The organism is Cellulomonas sp. P5_E12 (assembly GCF_054049315.1).
Genome location: NZ_JBFUMP010000010.1, coordinates 73,493 through 93,659 on the forward strand (window position 1 = coordinate 73,493; position 20,167 = coordinate 93,659).

The 20,167-nt window shown below is 70.8% G+C and carries 17 protein-coding genes; 2 read left to right on the forward strand and 15 right to left on the reverse strand.

Features of this window, described 5'->3' with window-relative positions:
- Positions 1-30: 30 nt before the first annotated feature.
- The 3 genes from nrdE to nrdH form a co-directional block, all read right to left on the reverse strand.
- The gene (nrdE, locus tag ACXJKA_RS10475) at positions 31-2,178 is read right to left on the reverse strand and encodes a class 1b ribonucleoside-diphosphate reductase subunit alpha (RefSeq protein WP_456825131.1); all 2,148 of its coding nucleotides are present in this window, start codon (positions 2,176-2,178) and stop codon (positions 31-33) included.
- Positions 2,148-2,564 carry a class Ib ribonucleoside-diphosphate reductase assembly flavoprotein NrdI gene (gene nrdI, locus ACXJKA_RS10480; protein WP_456825132.1) on the reverse strand — a complete coding sequence of 139 codons (417 nt, stop codon included), beginning with the start codon at positions 2,562-2,564 and terminating at the stop codon, positions 2,148-2,150. Before nrdI ends, nrdE begins: the two co-directional genes overlap by 31 nt.
- Positions 2,565-2,677: 113 nt before the next feature.
- The gene (gene nrdH / locus ACXJKA_RS10485) at positions 2,678-2,923 is read right to left on the reverse strand and encodes a glutaredoxin-like protein NrdH (protein ID WP_370503192.1); all 246 of its coding nucleotides are present in this window, start codon (positions 2,921-2,923) and stop codon (positions 2,678-2,680) included.
- Between the two features lie 534 nt (positions 2,924-3,457).
- Here nrdH and ACXJKA_RS10490 point away from each other — a divergent pair.
- Positions 3,458-6,655: a BTAD domain-containing putative transcriptional regulator gene (locus tag ACXJKA_RS10490; protein ID WP_456825133.1), complete on the forward strand. Its 3,198-nt coding sequence runs from the start codon at positions 3,458-3,460 to the stop codon at positions 6,653-6,655.
- A 3-nt stretch (positions 6,656-6,658) separates the two neighbouring features.
- Here ACXJKA_RS10490 and ACXJKA_RS10495 read toward each other — a convergent pair whose 3' ends face one another.
- The 6 genes from ACXJKA_RS10495 to ACXJKA_RS10520 all read right to left on the reverse strand — a co-directional run bounded on the left by ACXJKA_RS10495 (position 6,659) and on the right by ACXJKA_RS10520 (position 12,617).
- Positions 6,659-7,606 (reverse strand): ATP-grasp domain-containing protein, encoded by a 948-nt coding sequence (locus ACXJKA_RS10495; protein ID WP_456825134.1) that lies wholly within the window; start codon positions 7,604-7,606, stop codon positions 6,659-6,661.
- Between the two features lie 129 nt (positions 7,607-7,735).
- Positions 7,736-8,563, reverse strand: coding sequence for an ABC transporter permease (locus ACXJKA_RS10500; protein WP_456825135.1), 828 nt, complete (start codon positions 8,561-8,563; stop codon positions 7,736-7,738).
- The gene (locus ACXJKA_RS10505) at positions 8,563-9,552 is read right to left on the reverse strand and encodes an ATP-binding cassette domain-containing protein (protein ID WP_456825136.1); all 990 of its coding nucleotides are present in this window, start codon (positions 9,550-9,552) and stop codon (positions 8,563-8,565) included. Before ACXJKA_RS10505 ends, ACXJKA_RS10500 begins: the two co-directional genes overlap by 1 nt.
- 116 nt (positions 9,553-9,668) lie before the next feature.
- On the reverse strand, positions 9,669-10,850 hold the full coding sequence (locus ACXJKA_RS10510) for an ABC transporter substrate-binding protein (RefSeq protein ID WP_456825137.1): 1,182 nt from the start codon (positions 10,848-10,850) through the stop codon (positions 9,669-9,671).
- Positions 10,851-10,885: 35 nt separating this feature from the next.
- On the reverse strand, positions 10,886-11,536 hold the full coding sequence (locus ACXJKA_RS10515) for a flavin reductase family protein (RefSeq protein WP_456825138.1): 651 nt from the start codon (positions 11,534-11,536) through the stop codon (positions 10,886-10,888).
- Positions 11,529-12,617, reverse strand: a complete 1,089-nt coding sequence (locus tag ACXJKA_RS10520; RefSeq protein ID WP_456825139.1) for a DUF1989 domain-containing protein — start codon at positions 12,615-12,617, stop codon at positions 11,529-11,531. The genes ACXJKA_RS10515 and ACXJKA_RS10520 overlap by 8 nt, the downstream gene beginning before the upstream one ends.
- Positions 12,618-12,737: 120 nt before the next feature.
- Here ACXJKA_RS10520 and ACXJKA_RS10525 point away from each other — a divergent pair, with 120 nt between their 5' ends.
- Complete coding sequence (locus ACXJKA_RS10525) at positions 12,738-13,439, forward strand: GntR family transcriptional regulator (protein WP_456825140.1); 702 nt, start codon at positions 12,738-12,740, stop codon at positions 13,437-13,439.
- Positions 13,440-13,633: 194 nt separating this feature from the next.
- Here ACXJKA_RS10525 and ACXJKA_RS10530 read toward each other — a convergent pair whose 3' ends face one another.
- The 6 genes from ACXJKA_RS10530 to ACXJKA_RS10555 all read right to left on the reverse strand — a co-directional run bounded on the left by ACXJKA_RS10530 (position 13,634) and on the right by ACXJKA_RS10555 (position 20,047).
- Positions 13,634-14,812 (reverse strand): aminotransferase class V-fold PLP-dependent enzyme, encoded by a 1,179-nt coding sequence (locus ACXJKA_RS10530; protein WP_456825141.1) that lies wholly within the window; start codon positions 14,810-14,812, stop codon positions 13,634-13,636.
- A 215-nt stretch (positions 14,813-15,027) separates the two neighbouring features.
- Positions 15,028-15,450: a heat shock protein transcriptional repressor HspR gene (locus ACXJKA_RS10535; protein ID WP_456825142.1), complete on the reverse strand. Its 423-nt coding sequence runs from the start codon at positions 15,448-15,450 to the stop codon at positions 15,028-15,030.
- Positions 15,451-15,452: 2 nt separating this feature from the next.
- Positions 15,453-16,421, reverse strand: coding sequence for a DnaJ C-terminal domain-containing protein (locus ACXJKA_RS10540; RefSeq protein WP_456825143.1), 969 nt, complete (start codon positions 16,419-16,421; stop codon positions 15,453-15,455).
- Between the two features lie 73 nt (positions 16,422-16,494).
- Complete coding sequence (grpE, locus tag ACXJKA_RS10545) at positions 16,495-17,055, reverse strand: nucleotide exchange factor GrpE (RefSeq protein ID WP_456825144.1); 561 nt, start codon at positions 17,053-17,055, stop codon at positions 16,495-16,497.
- Complete coding sequence (gene dnaK, locus ACXJKA_RS10550) at positions 17,052-18,914, reverse strand: molecular chaperone DnaK (RefSeq protein WP_456825145.1); 1,863 nt, start codon at positions 18,912-18,914, stop codon at positions 17,052-17,054. Before dnaK ends, grpE begins: the two co-directional genes overlap by 4 nt.
- Positions 18,915-19,177: 263 nt before the next feature.
- Positions 19,178-20,047 (reverse strand): AraC family transcriptional regulator, encoded by an 870-nt coding sequence (locus tag ACXJKA_RS10555; protein ID WP_456825198.1) that lies wholly within the window; start codon positions 20,045-20,047, stop codon positions 19,178-19,180.
- Positions 20,048-20,167: the final 120 nt, after the last annotated feature.

Sequence of the window (20,167 nt, forward strand, 5' to 3'; positions counted from 1 at the left end):
TTGCTTCCTTCGTGTCGAACAGATCGGGGGTCAGAGCATGCACGAGACGCAGCCCTCGACCTCGGTGCCCTCCAGCGCGAGCTGGCGCAGGCGGATGTAGTAGATCGTCTTGATGCCCTTGCGCCAGGCGTAGATCTGCGCCTTGTTCAGGTCACGGGTGGTCGCCGTGTCCTTGAAGAAGAGGGTCAGCGACAGGCCCTGGTCGACGTGCTGCGTCGCCTCGGCGTAGGTGTCGATGACCTTCTCGTAGCCGATCTCGTACGCGTCCTGGTAGTACTCCAGGTTGTCGTTCGTCATGAACGGCGCCGGGTAGTAGACGCGGCCGATCTTGCCTTCCTTGCGGATCTCGATCTTCGACGCGATCGGGTGGATCGAGCTCGTCGAGTGGTTGATGTACGAGATCGACCCGGTGGGCGGGACGGCCTGGAGGTTCTGGTTGTAGATGCCGTGCTCCTTGACGAGCTCGGCCAGCGCGCGCCAGTCGTCCTGCGTCGGGATGTGCACGCCGGCCTCGGCGAACAGCGCCTCGATGCGGGCCGTCTTCGGCTTCCACTCCTTCTCGATGTACTTCTCGAAGTATTCGCCGGTCGCGTACTTGGAGTCCTCGAAGCCGTAGAACTTCTGCTTCCGCTCCTGCGCGAGCAGGTTCGAGGCGCGGATCGCGTGGTACGCCACCGTGTAGAAGTAGATGTTCGTGAAGTCGAGGCCCTCGTCCGACCCGTAGAAGATGCGCTCGCGGGCCAGGTAGCCGTGCAGGTTCATCTGGCCGAGGCCGATGGCGTGGCCGCCGGCGTTCGCCTTCTTGATGGACGGGACCGACTCGATGTCTGTCTGGTCGGAGACGCCGGTGAGGGCGCGGATGGCCACCTCGACCGACTTGCCGAAGTCGGGCGAGTCCATCGACAGCGCGATGTTCATCGAGCCGAGGTTGCAGGAGATGTCGCGGCCGACCGTCTTGTACGAGAGGTCCTCGTTGTACTCCGAGGGGGTCGAGACCTGCAGGATCTCCGAGCACAGGTTGGAGTGCGTGATCTTGCCGGCGATCGGGTTGGCCCGGTTCACCGTGTCCTCGAACATCACGTACGGGTAGCCGGACTCGAACTGCAGCTCCGCCAGCGTCTGGAAGAACTCGCGGGCGCTGATCTTGGTCTTCTTGATCCGCGCGTCGTCGACCATCTCGTAGTACTTCTCGGTGACGTTGATGTCCGCGAACGGCACCCCGTACACACGCTCGACGTCGTACGGCGAGAAGAGGTACATCGGCTCGTTCTTCTTGGCCAGCTCGAACGTGATGTCCGGGATGACGACGCCGAGCGAGAGCGTCTTGATGCGAATCTTCTCGTCGGCGTTCTCGCGCTTGGTGTCGAGGAACCGGTAGATGTCCGGGTGGTGCGCGTGCAGGTACACGGCACCGGCGCCCTGGCGGGCACCCAGCTGGTTGGCGTACGAGAACGAGTCCTCGAGCAGCTTCATCACGGGGATGACGCCGGAGCTCTGGTTCTCGATGTGCTTGATGGGCGCGCCGTGCTCGCGGATGTTGCTGAGCAGGAGGGCCACGCCGCCGCCGCGCTTGGACAGCTGCAGGGCGGAGTTGATGCCGCGCGCGATCGACTCCATGTTGTCCTCGATGCGCAGCAGGAAGCAGGAGACGGGCTCGCCGCGCTGCGCCTTGCCGAGGTTGAGGAACGTGGGCGTCGCCGGCTGGAAGCGGCCGGAGACGATCTCGTCGACCAGGGAGATCGCGAAGTCCTGGTTTCCCTCCGCCAGCGCGAGGGCGACCATGCAGACCCGGTCCTCGAAGCGCTCGAGGTACCGCTTCCCGTCGAACGTCTTCAGCGTGTACGACGTGTAGTACTTGAACGCGCCGAGGAACGTCTGGAAGCGGAACTTCTTGGAGTAGGCGTACTCGAACAAGGTCTTGATGAACGCGCGGTCGTACTGCGCGAGGACCTCGGGGTCGTAGTACTTGTTCTCCACGAGATAGTCGAGCTTCTCGTTGAGGTCGTGGAAGAAGACCGTGTTCTGGTTGACGTGCTGCAGGAAGTACGCCCGCGCCGCCTCACGGTCCTTGTCGAACTGGATCTCGCCGTTCGCGCCATACAGGTTCAGCATGGCGTTGAGGGCGTGGTAATCCAGTCCCGACGTCTCTACGCGGGTATCTGCGACTGTCGCTGCCAAAATCTTCCCAATCCCTCACGGACGGCTGTGACGTCCTCGTTCGTTCCCATGAGCTCGAACCCGTACAGGTAGGGGACGCGGCACTTGGCCGCGATGATGTCCCCTGCGATGCAGTAGGCCTCGCCGAAGTTCGTGTTGCCGGCCGCGATGACTCCGCGGATCAGCGCACGGTTGTCCTCGTCGTTGAGGAACTTGATGACCTGCTTGGGTACTGCGCCACCTTCGTTGCCTCCGCCGTACGTCGGCAGGATCAGCACGTACGGCTCGGAGGCGTGCAGGAACGGGTCTGTCGGCCGCAACGGGATGCGCTGGGCTGCCAGACCGAGCTTCTGCACGAATCGGTGGGTGTTGTCCGAGGCGGAGGAGAAGTAGACCAGGGAGCTCATCGGTCGGATCCCCTCGCTCGGGTCGTGCTGTCGCTGCGGCGAGCCCGCCGAGCCGGCGCGGCATTCACCAGCGCCGGCCCGGGGAGTCTGTGCAGGGCGATCGCCCTGCGACGTCAGGCGACCGCGGTGGCCAGGCGGTCGGCGAGCGCCTTGATGCGGTCCGGGCGGTAGCCCGACCAGTGCTCGCCGTCGACGATCACGACGGGAGCCTGCAGGTGACCGAGCGACATGACGTAGTCACGCGCGTCGGCGTCCTCGCTGATGTCCACGACCGTGTACTCGGCGTCGAGCTTGTCGAGCGCGCGGTAGGTCGCGTTGCACTGCACGCACGCCGGCTTGCTGTAGACCGTGATCGTCATCGTGGGCTCCCCATGTCCTGTCCGCTCGTCCTGCCTGCGGAAGCTCCCCCGGAGCGTTCGCGAAGCGTTCTTCCTGATGCTGGTGGGCCCGTCTCCGGGCCGGATGCGAGGGATGAACCGAGCCCGAATCGGACATAAAGCCTAGGAGCCGGTTCCMCCACTGCGTCGTGACTAGACACTACACCTAGGGGTCCCACACGCAATGGACCACTAGGGGTTGTAGTGACAAGCGTGTCATTCTTCACCCTGTGGAGAAGTTCCAGGCTACCGCCGACCACTGACACGGCCCCCCGACCAGCGTCGACGCGGGGCCGTGCACAGGCATCCACAGGCGCTCGCAGTAATCCACGGGTTGCCCACAGGCCACTCCACATCGCAGTCCACACCCGCGGCGCCCGGTTCGTCCGGAACGCCCCGCCGCGACACGCCGGAGAGCCGCCGCACGAGCGTCGGGACATGCACCCGAACGGTCCAGAGGCCGACGTGCGCACCCCGGGCGCACCCCGTGTCGTCCCCGTGCGCGATGCTGTCCCCGTGCAGATCACGACGCTCGGGGCGCTCGCCGTCGACGGCCGCCCCGTCCGCGGCGACCGCCTGGTCGCGCTGGTCGGGGCACTCCTCGACGCCCGCGGCCGGGCCGTGTCCTCCGCGGCGCTCGTCGAGGACGTCTGGGAGGGCGTCCCGCCCGACGACGCCGCCGGCGCGGTGCAGGCGCTCGTCTCGCGCTCCCGGCGCCTCGGGTTCGCCGTCGAGGCGGCGCCGGGCGGCTACCGGCTGCCGACCGAGGGCCTGCGCATCGACGTCGTCGACGCCGAGGAGCTGCTCGCCCGCGGCCGGGACGCCCTCCGCCACGGCGACGCGGCACGCGCCCGGGACCTCGGCCGGGAAGCCCGCGACCTCGTGCCGGCGGTCCCGGACCTGGATGACTTTGCCACGGCACACCTGCTCGCCGACGTCGTGACGCTGCGGGCGCAGGCGGGCCTGGCGCTCGGCCAGGTCGACGACATGGTCGAGGACCTGCGCCGGTGCGCGTTGCGGACCCCGCCCGACGAGCCGCTCGTCGCCCTCCTGGTGCGCGTGCTGGCGGCGCAGGGGCGCGACGCCGAGGCCCTCGCCGTGGTCGAGCAGGTGCGGGACGAGCTCGCCGACCGCTACGGCACCGACCCGTCGCCCGTCGTCGCGCAGGCGCACCTCGCCCTGCTGCGTGGAGAGCTCGCGCCGGGACCCGCGCGACCGCCGGCGCCGGCCCGCCGACGCGCGGTCCTCGCGCTGCCGGCCGCCTGGCGACGCCCCGCGACGGCGCTGGTCGGCCGCGACGACGACGTCGCGCAGGTCGAGGCCGCGCTCGGGTCGTCGGCGCTGGTCACGGTCGTCGCGACCGGCGGGGCTGGCAAGACCCGGCTGGCGGGCGAGGTCGCGCGGCGCGCCGTCGCCGCGGGCGGGTCCGTCCGCGTGATCGAGCTCGCCGGCCTGCGCGCGGCGGCCGAGGTGCTGCCGACGGTGCTCGCTGCGCTCGGCGGGTCCGACACGACCGCGGCACGCGCGGACCTGACCATCGACCGGCGCCTGCTGACCCCCGAGGACCGCCTGCGGCTGGCCGCCCAGGACCTCGACGGGTTGGTGGTGCTGGACAACTGCGAGCACGTGCTCGACGCGGCCGCGGTGGTCGTCGGCGACCTGCTCGCCGTCGCCTCCCCCGACGTGGTGGTGCTGGCGACGAGCCGGGCACCGCTGGGCCTCGTCGGCGAGTCCGTGCATCGGCTGCGGATGCTGCCCGACGCCGACGCGCTCGAGCTGCTGGAGACGCGCGCGCGGGCCGGTCGAGAGAGCGTCGGGTGGGACCCCGAGCGCGCGCTCCAGCTGTGCCACCGCCTGGACAACCTGCCGCTCGCGCTCGAGCTGGCCGCGGCCCGGCTGCGGTCGATGACCGTCGACGACGTGCTGGAGGCGCTGACCGACCGGTTCGCGCTGCTGGACGACGCCCTGCGCGGTCTGCCGGAGCGGCACGCGAGCCTGTGGGCGATGGTCGACTGGAGCCGCGAGCTGCTGGACCCGCCCGACCGGGAGCTGTTCCAGCGGCTCGCCGTCATCCCCGCGCCGTTCACGGCAGAGACCGCCGTCGCCGTCGACGGCACCGGAACGGCGCCCGCCGTCCGCCGCCGGTTGGCCACGCTGGTCGAGCAGTCGCTGCTCACTCTCGACGAGCAGGACGGCGGGCAGGCGCGCTACAGGATGCTGGAGACCGTCCGGGAGTACGGCGAGGCACGGCTCGACGCGGCCGGGCACCGGGTGGACGCCATGTTCGGCCTGGTCCGGTGGTCGGGGGCCGAGGCCGTCCGGCTGGCCGCGGGGTTTGTCGGCTCCGGGCAGGTGCAGTCCTTCGACCGGTGCGCGGCCGAGCAAGAGACGTTCCTCGCGGCGCTGCGCTGGGCCGTCGCGCACGGCGACACGGCCGGTGCGGTCGACATCACCGCGGCGCTGTTCCACCTGTGGAGCGTGCGGGGCATGCACGCCGAGGTGATCGACTGGGCCAAGCGCGTGCTCCTGGTCGACGACCACGCCGCACGCCGGGTGTCGCCGCTCTATGTCGGCGCGACGTCCGGCCGCCCCTTGCCCGACGCCGACCGCCTCGCCGCGACGTGCCTGTTCGCCGAGGTCAACGCCGGCGTCTCCGAGTCGATGCGGCTCGCGGCCCTGGCGTGGCGGGCGCTGCGGCTGGTGCTCGCCGACCGGCCCGGCGGCGTCTCGGCCCGGATCGCCGCCCTCGCCGCCGTGATGCCCGCGATCGGCTCCAACGACGTCGACACCAGCATCGTCGCGGCGTCCAGGCTCATCACCAGCGGCGATCCGTTCCTGCACGGGCTCGGCCTGTTCATGCGCGCCGCGGTCCAGGAGAACGCCGGCGACTCGACGCGCTCCAGCGGCGACGCGCGCGAGGCCTACCAGCAGTTCGAGTCGATCGGCGACCACTGGGGCATGGGGATGGCAGCTCAGGGCGTCGGCCAGTGGGAGAGCATGCACGGGGGTGCGGACGCGCAGGAGTGGCTGGTGCGCGGCCTGCGGCACCTCGAGGTGGTCGGGGCGATGCAGGACGTCCGGAGCATCCGCGTGATGCTCGACGTCCAGCGCGCGCTCGACGGCGACGACGACGCGTTCCGGCGACTCCGCGAGGTGACCTCGTCGTCGCAGGTCGACGACACCGACGCCGCGCAGGCCCTGCTCGGGCTGGCGCACGTCGCGTGGCGGGCCGGCCGCGTGGACGAGGCGCTGCAGGACGCCGAGGCCGCGTCCGCCCTGGTGGAGTCGATGTCGATCCAGCTCCCCCAGGCGCGGATCTCCTTCCGGGTCGCCGCCGCCGTCGTCCACCTGCGTGTCGCCGGCATGCAGGTCGGGCAGCGCACCGCGGCCATGGCGCGCGCCGTCGACCTGCTCTCCTCCGCCGCCCCCGAGGCGCTGGTCACCCAGGACATGCCCGTGCTCGGCGGGTTCGCCCTCGGCATCGCCGAGCTCGCGGCGCGCCGCGGGGACGACGACCTCGCCCGGAGCCTGTGGTCGCTCGGCGTGCGGCTGGGCGCCAACCTCGTGATGCTCTTCCAGCTCGGGATCGACGGACCGCTGGCCACCGTTCTCGGCGACGACGACGACCGGGAGCGCCTGCTCGCGGTGTGGCGGGACCAGCCCTCGACCGCAGCGGCCGCCCGGATCCGCGAGCTGACGGCGGACTTCGCCTGATCGTCAGGCGGCGGCCCGGCGGCCGGCGCTCGTCCGCGCGAGGTCACCGAGGAACCGGGCGACGGCGGCTGTGGCCGGCACGGCGACCTCCGCCTCGACGTCGGGGCTGTAGTTGGTGTTCGTGTTGACGTCGTAGGGCACCACGCGCCCGTCGATGGTCTCGAAGAACTCGACGCCCGCGATCTCGACGCCCTGGTCCGCGAGGAACCGGCCCAGCCGGACCACCAGCGGGTGGTCGGCCGCGACGTCCTCGCGGACGGAGAACAGCGGCGGCGGCACGGCACCGTCGACCGGCACGGCGCACGCCTCGGCCGGGCACAGCTCGAAGCCCGTGGAGGTGTCGACGCGCACCGCATAGTGGAAGACCCCGCCGACGAACTCCGCGCGCGTGATGAACGGCTCCGGCGCGACGAGCAGCTCCTGGAGCAGCGTGATGCCGTCGATCGGCTGCTCCAGCCCGCCGGCCGACACCGCCTGCGCGAGCTCGTCGACCGAGTCGAAACGCCGCACCCCGAGGCCCTTGCCGCCCCGGTTGTGCTTGGTGATGAACGGCCCGTCGAACACCCGCGCCGCCGCCACGAGCCGCTCCTCGCCGACGACCGCCACGGTCCGCGGCACGTCGAACCCCGCGGCCCGAAGCAGCGAGTACTGGCGCACCTTGCTCACCTCGAGAGCCGCGACCCGGCTGCCGTTGACCACGCGCCGGCCGGCCCCCTCGGCCCAGCTCAGGACAGCCGCCGCCGCGTCGTACGCGTGCGGCACGCCGCGCGTGTGCGCGGACGCGCTGAGCCGCGACCAGAACACGGCATCGTCGGGCGCCTCGCTCAGGTCGAGGGTCCGCGAGCCGAGGTGCCAGGGCTCGAGCCGCACGCCCTCGTCGGCGAAGGCGCGCTCGAAGGGCGGCAACCAGTCGGGGTTGTCGTGCAGGACGACGACGGTCGGGGTGCTCACAGACGGAGCCTACGAACCGCGGCCCCCCGGGAAAGGGGCAGAGGAAGACTTCTCATGCCATGAGACACGGTGACGCACGAAGGGGCGACCCGGCGCGGTGCCGGGTCGCCCCTCGGTCGTGACGGTCGGTCAGACCTTGCGGCGGTACGCCCGCAGGGCCAGCGGCATGAACACCGCGACGAGCCCGACGCACCAGGCGAGCGTGTAGTAGACGCTGTTGCCCATCGGAGCTCCGAGGAAGAACCCACGCATCGCGGCGACCAGGTGGGTCAGCGGGTTCCACTGCACGAAGGTCTGCATCCAGCTGGGCAGGGTCGCCGCCGGCACGAACACGTTCGACGCGAAGCTCAGCGGCATGATGATGAGGAACATGATCCCCTGCACGGCGCCGGAGGTCCGGACCTTCATGCCCACGAAGACGGAGACCCAGGACAGGGACAGGGCGAACACGATGGCCAGCAGGCAGCCGGCGATCGCGCTGAGCGGGTCCGTGAGGATCCGGAAGCCCATGAGGTAGCCGACGACGAACGTCGAGACGATGACGATGACGTACCGGACGACGTCGCCGATCACGGCGCCGACCAGGGGCGCCGGTCGCGGGATGGGCAGCGACTTGAAGCGGTCGAAGATGCCCTTCTCCAGGTCGGTGTTCAGGTTCACGCCGATGGCGATGGATCCCTGCGCGATCGTCTGGGCGAGGATGCCCGGGAGCAGGAACTGCAGGTACGTCGTCGTGTCACCCGCGACGGCCCCGCCGAAGATGTAGACGAAGATCACGAGGAAGATCGCCGGCTGCAGGGTGACGTCGATGAGCGCCTCGGGCGTCCGCCACGTCTTGATGAGGCTGCGCTTGGCCAGCGACAGCGAGTGCCGGACCAGCGGGAACGGCTTGCGCGCGACGGTGGCGGCCGACGTGGGCACGGCGCGCGGGGATCGGTGCTCGGTGACCGTGGTCATCAGGCCACCTCCTTCGTCTCGGTCGTGTCGGCCGTGTCGTCGTCGGACGCGGTCCTCCCCGTGAGGGTGAAGAACACCTCGTCCAGGCTGGGCAGGTGCAGGGAGAGCTCAGTCACGCCGATGCCGGCGCTCGCCAGCCGCGACACCGTGGCGGTCATCGCGGAGTCGTCCTGCACCGGCACGGCGAGGACGCCCTTGCGGATCTCCTCGGCGGGCGTGCCGGAGGACACCTGACCGAGGATGGTCGCGGCCTCCTCCATGCGGCCCAGGTCGGCCGGGCGGATCTCGAGGGTCTGGCCGCCGACGATGCGCTTCAGGCCCTCGGGGGTGTCGTGCGCGATGACGCGACCGTGGTCGATGACCGTGATCTCGTCAGCGAGCGCGTCCGCCTCCTCGAGGTACTGGGTGGTCAGCAGGACGGTCGAGCCGTCCGTGACCAGCGAGCGCACGACGTCCCACATGTCCTCGCGCTTGGAGGGGTCCAGGCCGGTGGTCGGCTCGTCGAGGAAGATGACGTCGGGGCGGCCGACGAGGCTCGCCGCGAGGTCGAGGCGGCGGCGCATGCCACCGGAGTAGGTCTTGGCGGGCCGGTCGGCCGCAGCGGTCAGGTCGAACCACTCCAGCAGCTCGGTGGCGCGGGCGCGGGCGCCGGCACGGCCGAGGTCGAGCAGCGTGCCGAAGAGCACGAGGTTCTGGCGCCCGGACAGGTCCTCGTCGACGGACGCGTACTGGCCCGTGAGGCCGATCGACTGGCGAACGCGCTCGGCGTCCTTGACCACGTCGTAGCCGGCGATGCGGGCGTGTCCCGCGTCGGGGACGAGGAGGGTGGACAGGATGCGGACGGCCGTCGTCTTGCCGGCGCCGTTGGGGCCGAGCACACCGAGGACGGTGCCGCGAGAGACGGCGAGGTCGACGCCCTGGAGCGCCTTCGTCTCGCCGAAATGCTTGACGAGGCCTTCGGCCTCGATCACCAGGTCAGCTGTTGTCATGGCGCCAGCGTGCCGGGCGTCGCTGACAGGCCACCGACACGTCGCTGACACGCGGATGTCGGCCGACCGACAGCGGCCGGGACGGCCCGGGGGATCGCTCCCCCGGGCGGCGGGGCTCAGCCGGCGGCCGGGAGGGCGATGCTCGGGTCGAGGAACTCGTTGGTGAACAGGTCCTTGGCCGTCAGACCCTCCGCCGGAGCGGTGCCGTCCTTGGTGAGGATCGGCGACGCGATGTCGAGGATCGTCTGCACCCGGGCCTCCTCGAAGCTGCCGAGCGTCCCGTCGGGGCCGTTGGCCACGATGCCGAGGTCGATCTGCTGCGTGGTGCCGTCGGCAGCCTGGCCGGCGTCGTAGACCCAGCCGGTGTTGAACTTCTCGACGGCCTCGACGACGAGCGCGTTCGCCGTCGTCGGGTCGGCGAAGTAGTCCACCGTCGCCTGCTGCACGACCGGGATGAGCTTCTTGAGGCAGTCGGCCTGCGCGGCGACGTCCTCCGTGCGGACGGAGAGGGCCACCGCGTACAGCGGGTAGCCGGTGTCGGCGATGAGCTGGTAGTCGACCGGCTTGCCCCAGGACGGGAGCTCGTTCTGGTAGACGTACGGCTCGTCGGTGGCGAAGCCCTGCTGCGCGTCCTTGCCCTGGGCGGCGACGAAGTTGGCCGGGGTGCCGTCGTACGACCCGTCGACCTGGTCCTCGCGCAGCTGGCCGGAGCCCGTGAGGTACTCCATCCAGGTCGCGCCGGCGAAGTAGCGGACGGTGGCGTCGGTGCTGCTCAGGTCCTTGATCGTCTGCACGTCCGGGTACGTCGCCGGGTCCCACATGATCATCCAGGGCGCCTTCTCGAACGTCGCGAGCACCGCGGTGGTCGGCATCGCGACCGAATTCTGCACCGCCTCGTCGGTGTTGACCCAGCCGAGCAGCACGTCCTTGTCGGAGTACATCTGCGACGGGACCGGCGTGAAGCCGATGGCGGGGCCGCCGGCCCGGACCTCCACGTCGACGCCCGTGTACTCGCCGCTCGCGTAGAGCGGCCCGCGGACCACCTTGGCGTCGGCGTCGATGGTCGGGTTCGGGCCGAGCAGCTGGTACAGCCCGCCCTGCTCGGCCTGCGGGTTCCAGTCCGTCTGGATCACGACGGTCGCGGGGCAGACGTCGCTGAGGTCGACGGCTCCGATCGCGGCGTCGGTGCTCGTCGCGCCCGATGCGGCGGGGGTGTCGCCCGCGCAGGACGCGACGGAGAGCGACAGGACGATGCCGGTCAGGGCGGCCGCGCCGAGGCGCAGTCGGGAGATGGCCATGAGTGATTCTCCTTCGGGGGATGTGAGGAGCAGGGCTAGAGCTGGTCGATGTCCGTCGTCGACACGGGTGTGCCGGCGGCGTCGGAGGCGAGCGAGAAGCGGTCGCCGGTGGTCACGTAGAAGCTCGCGCCGAAGCGCCCGACGGGGTGGAAGTCCTGGAGCATCACGCGCCAGCGGTCCGTGTCGATCAGGCCGGGCGCCGCGTGCAGATGGTGGATCTGGCCCAGGTAGACCTGTCGGCTGGTGGTGAGGATGCGCTCGTGGACCGTGCACTCGAAGGCCACGGGCGCCTCCGCGATCCGGGGCGGCCGCACCCGGTGGGCCGGGGTGGCGGTCAGGCCGACCATCGCGAGCTCGTCGACGTCGGCCGGGTAGGACTGCCCGCACTGGTGCATGCGCGCGGCCATGGCCTCGTCGGGGATGTGCACGACGAACTCGCCCGTGGCGTCCAGGTTGGCCGCCGTGTCCTTCTGCGCGCCGCCCTCCAGCCGGTTCACGCTGATCATCAGCAGCGGCGGGTCCTCGCCGACCATCCCGAACATGCTGAACGGCGCCGCGTTGACCACCCCGTCGGGGCTTGTCGTCGTCACCAGCGCGATGGGGCGGGGCACGATGAGGCTGGCCATGAGCTTGTAGCGCTCGTAGGCGCCGAGGGCGTCGAAGTCGATGTCGAGGCCCTCAGGCATGCGCCGCGCCCCACCAGGTGAGCAGGATGTCGCGCAGCGCGGCGCCGTCGTCGTCGGCGTAGCGGGTCTCGTCGCGAACCGCCGCCAGGTGCGCCGCATCGACCTCGTCAAGGTCCACCCCCACGCCGACCAGCCGGACCGGCGTGCGCGCGAACGCCGGCTCGTAGTCGGGGACCCGCTGCAGGGCACGCTCGGTGCGGATGGTCGGCTGCCGGAACGCGGCCGGCGTGCGCTGCGTGGCGTACTGCTGCAGCGGCGGGACCGCGTCGATCTCCGCCTGCGACGCGGCGAGCACCTGGACCTTCACCGGGTCGAGCGAGAAGTTGCTGGTGCCCAGGATGTCGTTGCCGCAGATGTTCGGGACCGCGAGCACGTCGACCAGGGCGAGGAGCTCGACGTGGTCGCCCGGGGCGGTGGACTGCCGCAGGATCTCGGGCATGCCGTCGACGACGCGGGTCGCCATGAACAGGTTGAACGAGTCGTGCACGTCGTCGGGGGTGAGCCCGTACTCACGCTGGGCCTCGGCCTGGATGTCCGCGCAGTTGGTGTGGTCCGCGAACCCGTGCATCGACTCGTACATGTTGGCGCTGCACCGTGGGAAGAGGGTGTCGTTGATGCCGGCGGTGTCGGTCTGCAGGTACATGAGCGCGCGCTCGCGCGGCGGTGCCGACCAGAGGAACGTGCCCGCGGTCGGGTTGGTCCCGTGCAGGGTGCGGGTACGGCCGACGTGCATGAACTCGCGGTAGTCGTGCAGGTTGAACACGTTGAGGTCGACGCACTGGTCGCCCGTCACCTGCTCGACCCGCAGCACCTGACCGGCCCGGACCTCGAGGGCCTTGCCGGTCCCGGGCTCGATCACCAGCTCGCGCACGACCTCGCGCTCGGCGGGCGCCTCGACGGTGTCCCACCAGCGCCACGGGGTACCGGTGGCCCGCGGGTGCGGCCGGCCGACCACCTGGGTGGCCGACTCGCGCAGGGCCAGGCGCACCAGGGCCGCGGCATCGTCGGCCTCGCGGGCGGCGAGGGAAGCGTCGACCAGCTCGAGCTGCTGCTCGGTCAGGTGGACCGTGATCTGAGGCATGAACCGTCCTTCCGTATACGGAACGACGGTAGTTGGTATACGGAACGGCTTGGTTTCGCATCCATGAAACTTGCGTTGCGGTCGCGTTTCGTCGGTACAGGGCCCGTATACGGTGGCGCCATGGACCGCCAGCCCGCCGGGTCGACCCGGCCCGCCGACCGTGCCGACTCCGCGTTCCTGAGCCTGCGGTCGGCGATCGTCGAGGCCGCCCTGCCTCCCGGGACGCGCCTGCCCGAGGACCTCCTGGCGCAGCAGTACGGCGTCAGCCGGACGCTCATCCGGGGCACGCTCGCGCGCCTGACGGCCGCCGGGCTGGTCGAGACCGGCAAGGCGAAGTCCGCGCTCGTCGCGGACCCGTCACTGACGGAGGCGAAGGAGACGTTCGAGGTGCGCCGGTGCCTCGAACGCGAGGCCGTCCGGCGCATCGCGGCCGCGTGGCAGCCGTCGATGGGCGAGACCCTGACCGCGCATGTCGATCGCGAGCTCGCAGCGACGGCGACGCCGCGGCCGCAGGTGTCCGGCCGGCTCGGGGCCGAGTTCCACATCCTGCTCGCCGAGCTCTGCGGCAACGCCCTCCTGCAGCGCTACCTCAGCGAAGTCATCTGGCGCTGCGCGCTGATCCTCGCCGTGCACGGGCGCGACCACGACCAGCGGGGGTCGGTGGGCGAGCACCAGCGGCTCGTCGAGCTGCTGTCGGCCGGCGACGCCGACGGGGCCGAGGCGCTCGTCGTGCAGCACATCGCGGCCGTCGAGGAGCGGACGCTGACGGACGTCGACGACGGCGCGCAGCTCGACCTGGCCGCCGTGCTGCGCCGCTACTGAGCCGGCGCTGCCGGGGCTTCTCCCCGCCGGACGTCCGCAGATTCGCGCGTCCCGACGACCGATCGTGCGGACATCCCGCCGTTCTCCTCGGGACGTCCGCAGATTCGCGCGCTCCGACGACCGATTGTGCGGACGTCAGCCGTTCCAGCTCCGTACGCGCTTCCCGACGACCGAAGGTGCCGACGTCGTGCGCGTCAGCGCAGCGCAGCCAGCAGTCGGTCCAGCTCGGCGTCGGACGTGTAGTAGTGCGGGGAGGCGCGGACGACCTCGGTCAGGCCGCGGGCACCGAAGTCGAGCTGCGCCGACGAGATGCGCGTGACGCTGACGTTCACGCCAGCGGCGGCGACGCGGGCGCGGACCTCGTCGGCGGACTGCCCGTCGACCGTGAAGGTGACGATGCCCGACCGCCGCACGCCCTTGTCGCGCACCGTCACGCCGGGGAGCTGCGCGAGATCCTCGCGGAGCCGGTCCGCGAGCGCCGTGACCCGCTGCTCGATCGCCGGGAGTCCGATGGCAAGCGCGTAGTCGACGGCCGCACCCAGACCCAGGTTGTCGGCGATGGACCGCTCCCAGGTCTCGAAGCGCAAGGCACCCGGGACGACCTCGTAGGTGGTCGGCGACGTCCACCGCGCCGCGCCCAGGCCGAGCACGGGCGGGACCAGCCGCGGGGTGATCGCACGGGACGCGTAGAGGAAGCCGGTGCCCCGCGGGCCGCGCAGGAACTTGCGACCGGTCGCGGCGAGCAGGTCGCAGCCGAGGTCCTCGACGTCGACGTCGAGCTGGCCGACCGACTGGCACGCGTCCAGCAGGAACGGCACCCCCGCCTTGCGCGTGAGGGCGCCGACCTCGGCCGCGGGGTTGACCACGCCGCCGCCCGTCGGGACGTGGGTCAGCGCCACGAGGGCGACCTCGTCGTCGAGCCGGTGCTCGAGCTGGTCGACGTCGACCTGGCCGTGCTCGTCGTCCTCGATCACCTCGAGGCTCGCGCCCGTCCGCTCGCACGCCTGGAGGAGGCCGATGGCGTTGCTGATGTACTCGGTTCGCGCGGTGAGGATGCGCTGGCCCGGCTTGATGCTCACGGAGGCGAACGCCACGTTCCACGCGGCGGTCGCGCTCTGCACCAGGGCGATCTCGTCGCGGTGGGCGCCGACGAGCGTCGCCACCGAGTCGTAGACCGCGGCGACCCGGTCCTCCGCCTCCTCCTCGGCCTCGTACGGCCCGATCTCCGCCTCGCGGCGCAGGTGCGCGACGACCGTGTCCGTCACGACGCTCGGGCGCAGGGCGCCGCCGGCGTTGTTGAGATGGGCGACGTGGTCGATGCCGGGCGTGTCGCGGCGGGCCCTGTCGAGGTCGATGCCAAGGTCGATCGTCACGGTCGCCGAGTCTAGGCAGCGCCCGTCGTCGACCCCATGGCCACCTGGGAGAAAGTGGCTGCCCCCGTCCTCCCGCGGACGTCCGCACATTCGAGCGCCCGGACGACCGAGAGCGCGGACGCAGCCGCACCACCGCGGGAACGTCCGCAGATTCGAGCGTCGGAACGACCGAATGTGCGGACGTCCGCGGAGTCTGAACGGGTGGATGCCTCGGGTCAGCGGGAGCTCGGGCGCCAGAGGACCATGGCGGCGCGGTCGGCCGTGGTGGTCGGGCGGCGGCTGCGGCTGGCCGTGCGATTGACCGCGACGACGTCGCCGCGGGGGTCGGCCGTGAAGATGCGGCGGCCCGGGTCGACGAAGGCGCGCAGGTACTCGACCTGCCGACGCAGGCCGTCGAGCTCCGCCTCGAGCTCGAGGATCCGCTTGATCCCGGCCAGGTTGACGCCCTCGTCCTGCGACAGCCGCTGCACCTCGCGGAGCGTCGCGATGTCGCGCAGGGAGTAGCGCCGCCCGCGTCCGCTCGCGCGGCTGGGGCTGACCAGGCCGAGCCGGTCGTACTGGCGCAGGGTCTGCGGGTGCATGCCGGCCAGCTCGGCGGCGACCGAGATCACGTAGACCTTGGCGTCCTCGGCGGGCATGGCTATGTCTTCGCCGCGTCGAGCAGGCCGGAGCGGACGTCCTCACCCGAGGTCGCGATGCCGAAGGCCTGGACCGCCTCGCGCGCCGCGGCGTTCAGCCGCTGCGGCACGACGACCTGGACCGTGATCAACAGGTCGCCCTTGGTGCCCGGGACCCCGCGACCCTTGACGCGCAGCGCGCGGCCGGACGGCGTGCCCTCGGGCACCCTGACGCGGACGGTGGACCCGTCGAGCGTCGGCACCTCGATGGTCGCGCCCAGCGCGGCCTCGTCGAACGCCACCGGGACGGTGATCCGCAGGTTGTCGCCGTCGAGCGCGAAGACCGGGTGCGGGGTGACGCGGACGGTGATGACGAGGTCCCCTGCAGGCCCACCACGGTCGCCGGGGCGGCCCTTGCCGCGCAGCCGGATCTTCTGACCGTCGCGGACGCCCGCGGGGATGCGGGCGTTGACCGTCCGGCCCTCGACGTTGAGCGAGACGGTCGAGCCCTCGACCGCCTGGCGGAAGGGCAGGGTCGCGCTCGTCGCGAGGTCGGCACCCTGCTGCGGGCCGGGCGCGAACCCCGCGCCGCCACTGTTGCCGAACAGCCCGCCGAGGATGTCCTCGAAGCCGGCCGCGCCGCCGGGGGCGTTGGTGTACCGGACGCGACCGCCCTGCTGGCCGCCGCCGAACATGCCGCCGAAGACGTCGTCGAAACCCGCGCCGCCGCGCCCGCCGGACGTGAACCGGGGGCCGCCCGCCATGGCGCGCAGCTGGTCGTACTGGCCGCGCTGCTCGGCGTCGGAGAGGACCGCGTAGGCCTCGCCGACGTCCTTGAACTTCGCCTCCGCCTTAGCGTCGCCCGGGTTGTGGTCCGGGTGCATCTGCCGCGCGAGCTTGCGGTACGCCTTCTTGATCGTCGCGGCGTCGGCGTCCTTGGGGACGCCGAGGACCGAGTAGAAGTCCTTCTCGAGCCAGTCCTGTCCGGTCACGCCGCTCCTTCCTTGCAGTCTGTGTGCAGCGTCCGGGCAACGATCTGCTCGTTGCCCGGACGCTACTCGGGTTCTACGCCTCGGGGTCCACGACCGCGACGCGGGCGGCTCGGAGCACCCGGTCGGGGGTGCGGTAGCCGGGCTGCAGCACCATCTGGACCGTCGACTCGGTGACGTCCGCGGAGTGCGAGTGCATGAGCGCCTCGTGGATCGCGGGGTCGAACGCCTCGCCCGTCTCGCCGTATCGGACCACCCCGAAGCGGCCGAGGGTCGCCTCGAGCTTCTCCGCGATGGACACGAACGGTCCGGTGAGGTCGCCGTGCTGGCGGGCCAGCTCGATGTCGTCGAGCACCGGGATCAGCGCCTCGACGATCGCGTGCACCCCGCGGTCGTGGGCGGCGAGGGCGTCGGCCTTCGACCGCTTCACGAACCCGGAGTACTGCTGCTCGAGGTTGTAGTACGCCGCCTTGGAGCGCTGGAGCTCGTCCAGCCGCTCCGCCGCGAGCGCCTCGGCCGCCACGAGACCCTCGAGGACGACCTCCTCCTCGGCGCCGGCCGCGATCGACTCCGCGTCGGCGAGAACCTGCTCCTCGGGAGTCAGGTCGTCGCCTGCGTCGTCGGGTGTGGTGGTCACTTGACCGCCTCGTCCTCGTCGTCGACGATCTCGGCGTCCACGACGTCCTCGTCGGACGACGCGTCAGCCGCGGGCTGCTCGTCGGCCGGCGCGTTGGCCGCCATGTTGTCCGCCGAGTAGATCGCCTCGCCGATCTTCTGGCTCACCGCGAGCAGGGCCGAGTGCTTGGCCTTGACCTCGTCGACGTCGGTCCCCGCGAGCGCCGTCTTGAGCTCGGTGACCGCGGTCTGCACCTCGGTCTTCACGTCCTCGGGCAGCTTGTCGGCGTTGTCGACCAGCAGCTTCTCGGTCGAGTAGACCAGCTGCTCGGCCGTGTTGCGGGTCTCGGCCTCCTCGCGACGCGCCTTGTCCTCGGCTGCGTGCTCCTCGGCCTCGCGCACCATGCGCTCGATGTCCTCCTTGGGGAGGGCCGAGCCGCCGGTGATCGTCATCGACTGCTCCTTGTTGGTGCCGCGGTCCTTGGCGGACACGTGCACGATGCCGTTGGCGTCGATGTCGAACGTGACCTCGATCTGCGGCACGCCACGCGGCGCCGGCGCGATGCCGGTGAGCTCGAAGGTGCCGAGCGGCTTGTTGTCCCGCGCGAACTCACGCTCGCCCTGGAACACCTGGATCAGCACCGACGGCTGGTTGTCCTCGGCCGTCGAGAAGATCTCCGAGCGCTTGGTCGGGATGGCCGTGTTGCGCTCGATGAGCTTCGTCATCACGCCGCCCTTGGTCTCGATGCCGAGGCTCAGCGGGGTGACGTCGATGAGCAGGACGTCCTTGCGGTCGCCCTTCATGACGCCGGCCTGCAGCGCGGCACCGACGGCGACGACCTCGTCCGGGTTGACGCCCTTGTTGGGCTCCTTGCCGCCCGTGAGCTCCTTGACGACCTCGGTGACCGCGGGCATCCGGGTCGAGCCGCCGACGAGGACCACGTGGTCGATGTCCGCGAGCTTGATGCCCGCGTCACGGATGACCGAGCGGAACGGCTCCTTCGTACGGTCGAGCAGGTCCTGCGTCATCTGCTGGAACTGAGCGCGCGTGAGCTTGGTGTCCAGGTGGACCGGGCCGTTCTCGCTCATCGACAGGTACTGCAGCGAGATGTTGGTGCTCGTCGCGGACGAGAGCTCCTTCTTGGCCTGCTCCGCCGCTTCGCGCAGACGCTGCACGGCGATCTTGTCCTTGCCCAGGTCGACGCCCGTGGAGTTCTTCACCTCGGAGATGAGGAACTCGACGATGCGCTGGTCCCAGTCGTCGCCGCCGAGGCGGTTGTCACCCGAGGTGGCGCGGACCTCGATCGTCGAGAACCCGTCGTCGTCCTTGCCCACCTCGAGGAGGGACACGTCGAACGTGCCACCGCCGAGGTCGAAGACGAGGATGAGCTCGTCCTCCTTGCCGCGCTCCAGGCCGTAGGCGAGGGCGGCCGCGGTGGGCTCGTTGATGATGCGCAGGACGTTCAGGCCCGCGATCGCGCCGGCATCCTTGGTGGCCTGGCGCTCAGCGTCGTTGAAGTACGCCGGGACCGTGATGACGGCCTCGGTGACGGGCTCACCCAGGTAGGCCTCCGCGTCACGCTTGAGCTTGGAGAGCACCCGCGCGCTGATCTCCTGCGCGGTGTACTTCTTGTCGTCGATCGTCTGCGACCAGTCCGTGCCCATGTGGCGCTTGACCGACGTGATCGTGCGGTCGACGTTGGTGACGGCCTGGCGCTTGGCGATCTCGCCGACCAGCACCTCACCCGTCTTCGAGAACGCGACCACCGACGGCGTCGTGCGCGACCCCTCGGCGTTGGCGATGACCGTGGGCTCGCCGCCCTCGAGGACAGCGACCACCGAGTTGGTGGTACCGAGGTCGATGCCGACTGCTCGTGCCATGTGTGTGCCTTCTTTCGTGTGCTGCGTGGGTTGTACGTCTCGCTCTTGAGTCCGGCTCGCTCAAGTCTGCGTCTGGTTGGGGCCGCGCGCAAACTCGGGAGGATGAACTTGAGTCTGTTGGGCTCAACCTTGGTCCGGTCGGATGCATTCCCGGACACGTCGTCACTTTGAGCTGGTCCCGCCGTTGCCACAGGTGGGCCGATCCCCCTCCCGCGAGGAGCGGGGCAGCAGGGCCAGGCCCCTGCTGGAACACAGACAACGTGTCAGCTCCGATCGACCGGCAGCCAGAGCTCGACCGTCGCGGTGCTGAAGTCGTCGGTGCGGTCAATCACGGCGACCACCTCGGGACCAGGCCGGAGCCGCCACGGGTTGGACGGGAACCACTCGGTCGCTGTTGCGGACCACAGCGACTGCAACGTGTCCGGAGAGGCACCCGTTGCGCGGAAAACGGCCCACGAGCCGGCCGCAACCGGGATGACGTCGAGGTCGTCCGGGACCTCCACCGCGTCTGTGACGGCGACACCGTGCAGGTAAGTCAGTTCCGTACCCTCCCGCCGGTCCGGGTCGATGTCGGTGCTCACCGCGAGCAGTCCGTACGGCTCCGCGTCACCCAACGCCTTCAGGCGCGGGTGCTCGTTCGGGCTCAGGGAGGTGACGTGATCCTGGATGGCGGTGTTGACCCCGCGATGAACGAGCGGCACGCGTGTGGCGTGCCCGGCGAAGCGGAACGCGGGACGAGAGGCGATTCGGACGTCCATGGGAAGTGCTCCTTCTACAGTCAGGCGGAACCTGAGGCGCGGCTGGGTTCGGAAGGGGCCACCGTCTCGCCGGGCTCGACCAGGGCTGACGCCGTGCACGGACTGGAATGCCCGGCCGAAGGCTTCCGCCGAGCCGTATCCGTACCGCACGGCGATGCGCAGCAGGTCGCCCGACCCGGGGATGACCTCTCCTGCAGCGAGCGTCATGCGCCTGCGCCGCACATACTCCGACAGCGGCATTCCCGCCAACGACGAGAACATCCGACGCAGGTGGTACTCGGTGGTTCCGAGCTCAGCCGCAAGGCGCAGGACGTCGAGCCCCTCGGTGACGTCTACTTCCACGAGGTCCACGAGCCGGTTGAGCCAGGCGATCACGGTGGCCTCCTTCCACGACAACACTGGCGTCCAGACGCATCGCAGAACCCGATCATCGATGCCCGTCGTGATCAGGGCACGGCCAAAGCCGAGACATCGAGGTCGCGTGGACAGGACGTG

Coding starts and splice junctions, on each gene's coding strand:
- ACXJKA_RS10505 (WP_456825136.1), bottom strand. CDS start 9,552: ATGACAACAGCTGACCTGGTGATCGAGGCCGAAGGCCTCGTCAAGCAT.
- nrdH (WP_370503192.1), bottom strand. CDS start 2,923: ATGACGATCACGGTCTACAGCAAGCCGGCGTGCGTGCAGTGCAACGCG.
- ACXJKA_RS10525 (WP_456825140.1), top strand. CDS start 12,738: ATGGACCGCCAGCCCGCCGGGTCGACCCGGCCCGCCGACCGTGCCGAC.
- dnaK (WP_456825145.1), bottom strand. CDS start 18,914: ATGGCACGAGCAGTCGGCATCGACCTCGGTACCACCAACTCGGTGGTC.
- nrdI (WP_456825132.1), bottom strand. CDS start 2,564: ATGAGCTCCCTGGTCTACTTCTCCTCCGCCTCGGACAACACCCACCGA.
- ACXJKA_RS10510 (WP_456825137.1), bottom strand. CDS start 10,850: ATGGCCATCTCCCGACTGCGCCTCGGCGCGGCCGCCCTGACCGGCATC.
- ACXJKA_RS10535 (WP_456825142.1), bottom strand. CDS start 15,450: ATGCCCGCCGAGGACGCCAAGGTCTACGTGATCTCGGTCGCCGCCGAG.
- ACXJKA_RS10520 (WP_456825139.1), bottom strand. CDS start 12,617: ATGCCTCAGATCACGGTCCACCTGACCGAGCAGCAGCTCGAGCTGGTC.
- ACXJKA_RS10500 (WP_456825135.1), bottom strand. CDS start 8,563: ATGACCACGGTCACCGAGCACCGATCCCCGCGCGCCGTGCCCACGTCG.
- ACXJKA_RS10515 (WP_456825138.1), bottom strand. CDS start 11,536: ATGCCTGAGGGCCTCGACATCGACTTCGACGCCCTCGGCGCCTACGAG.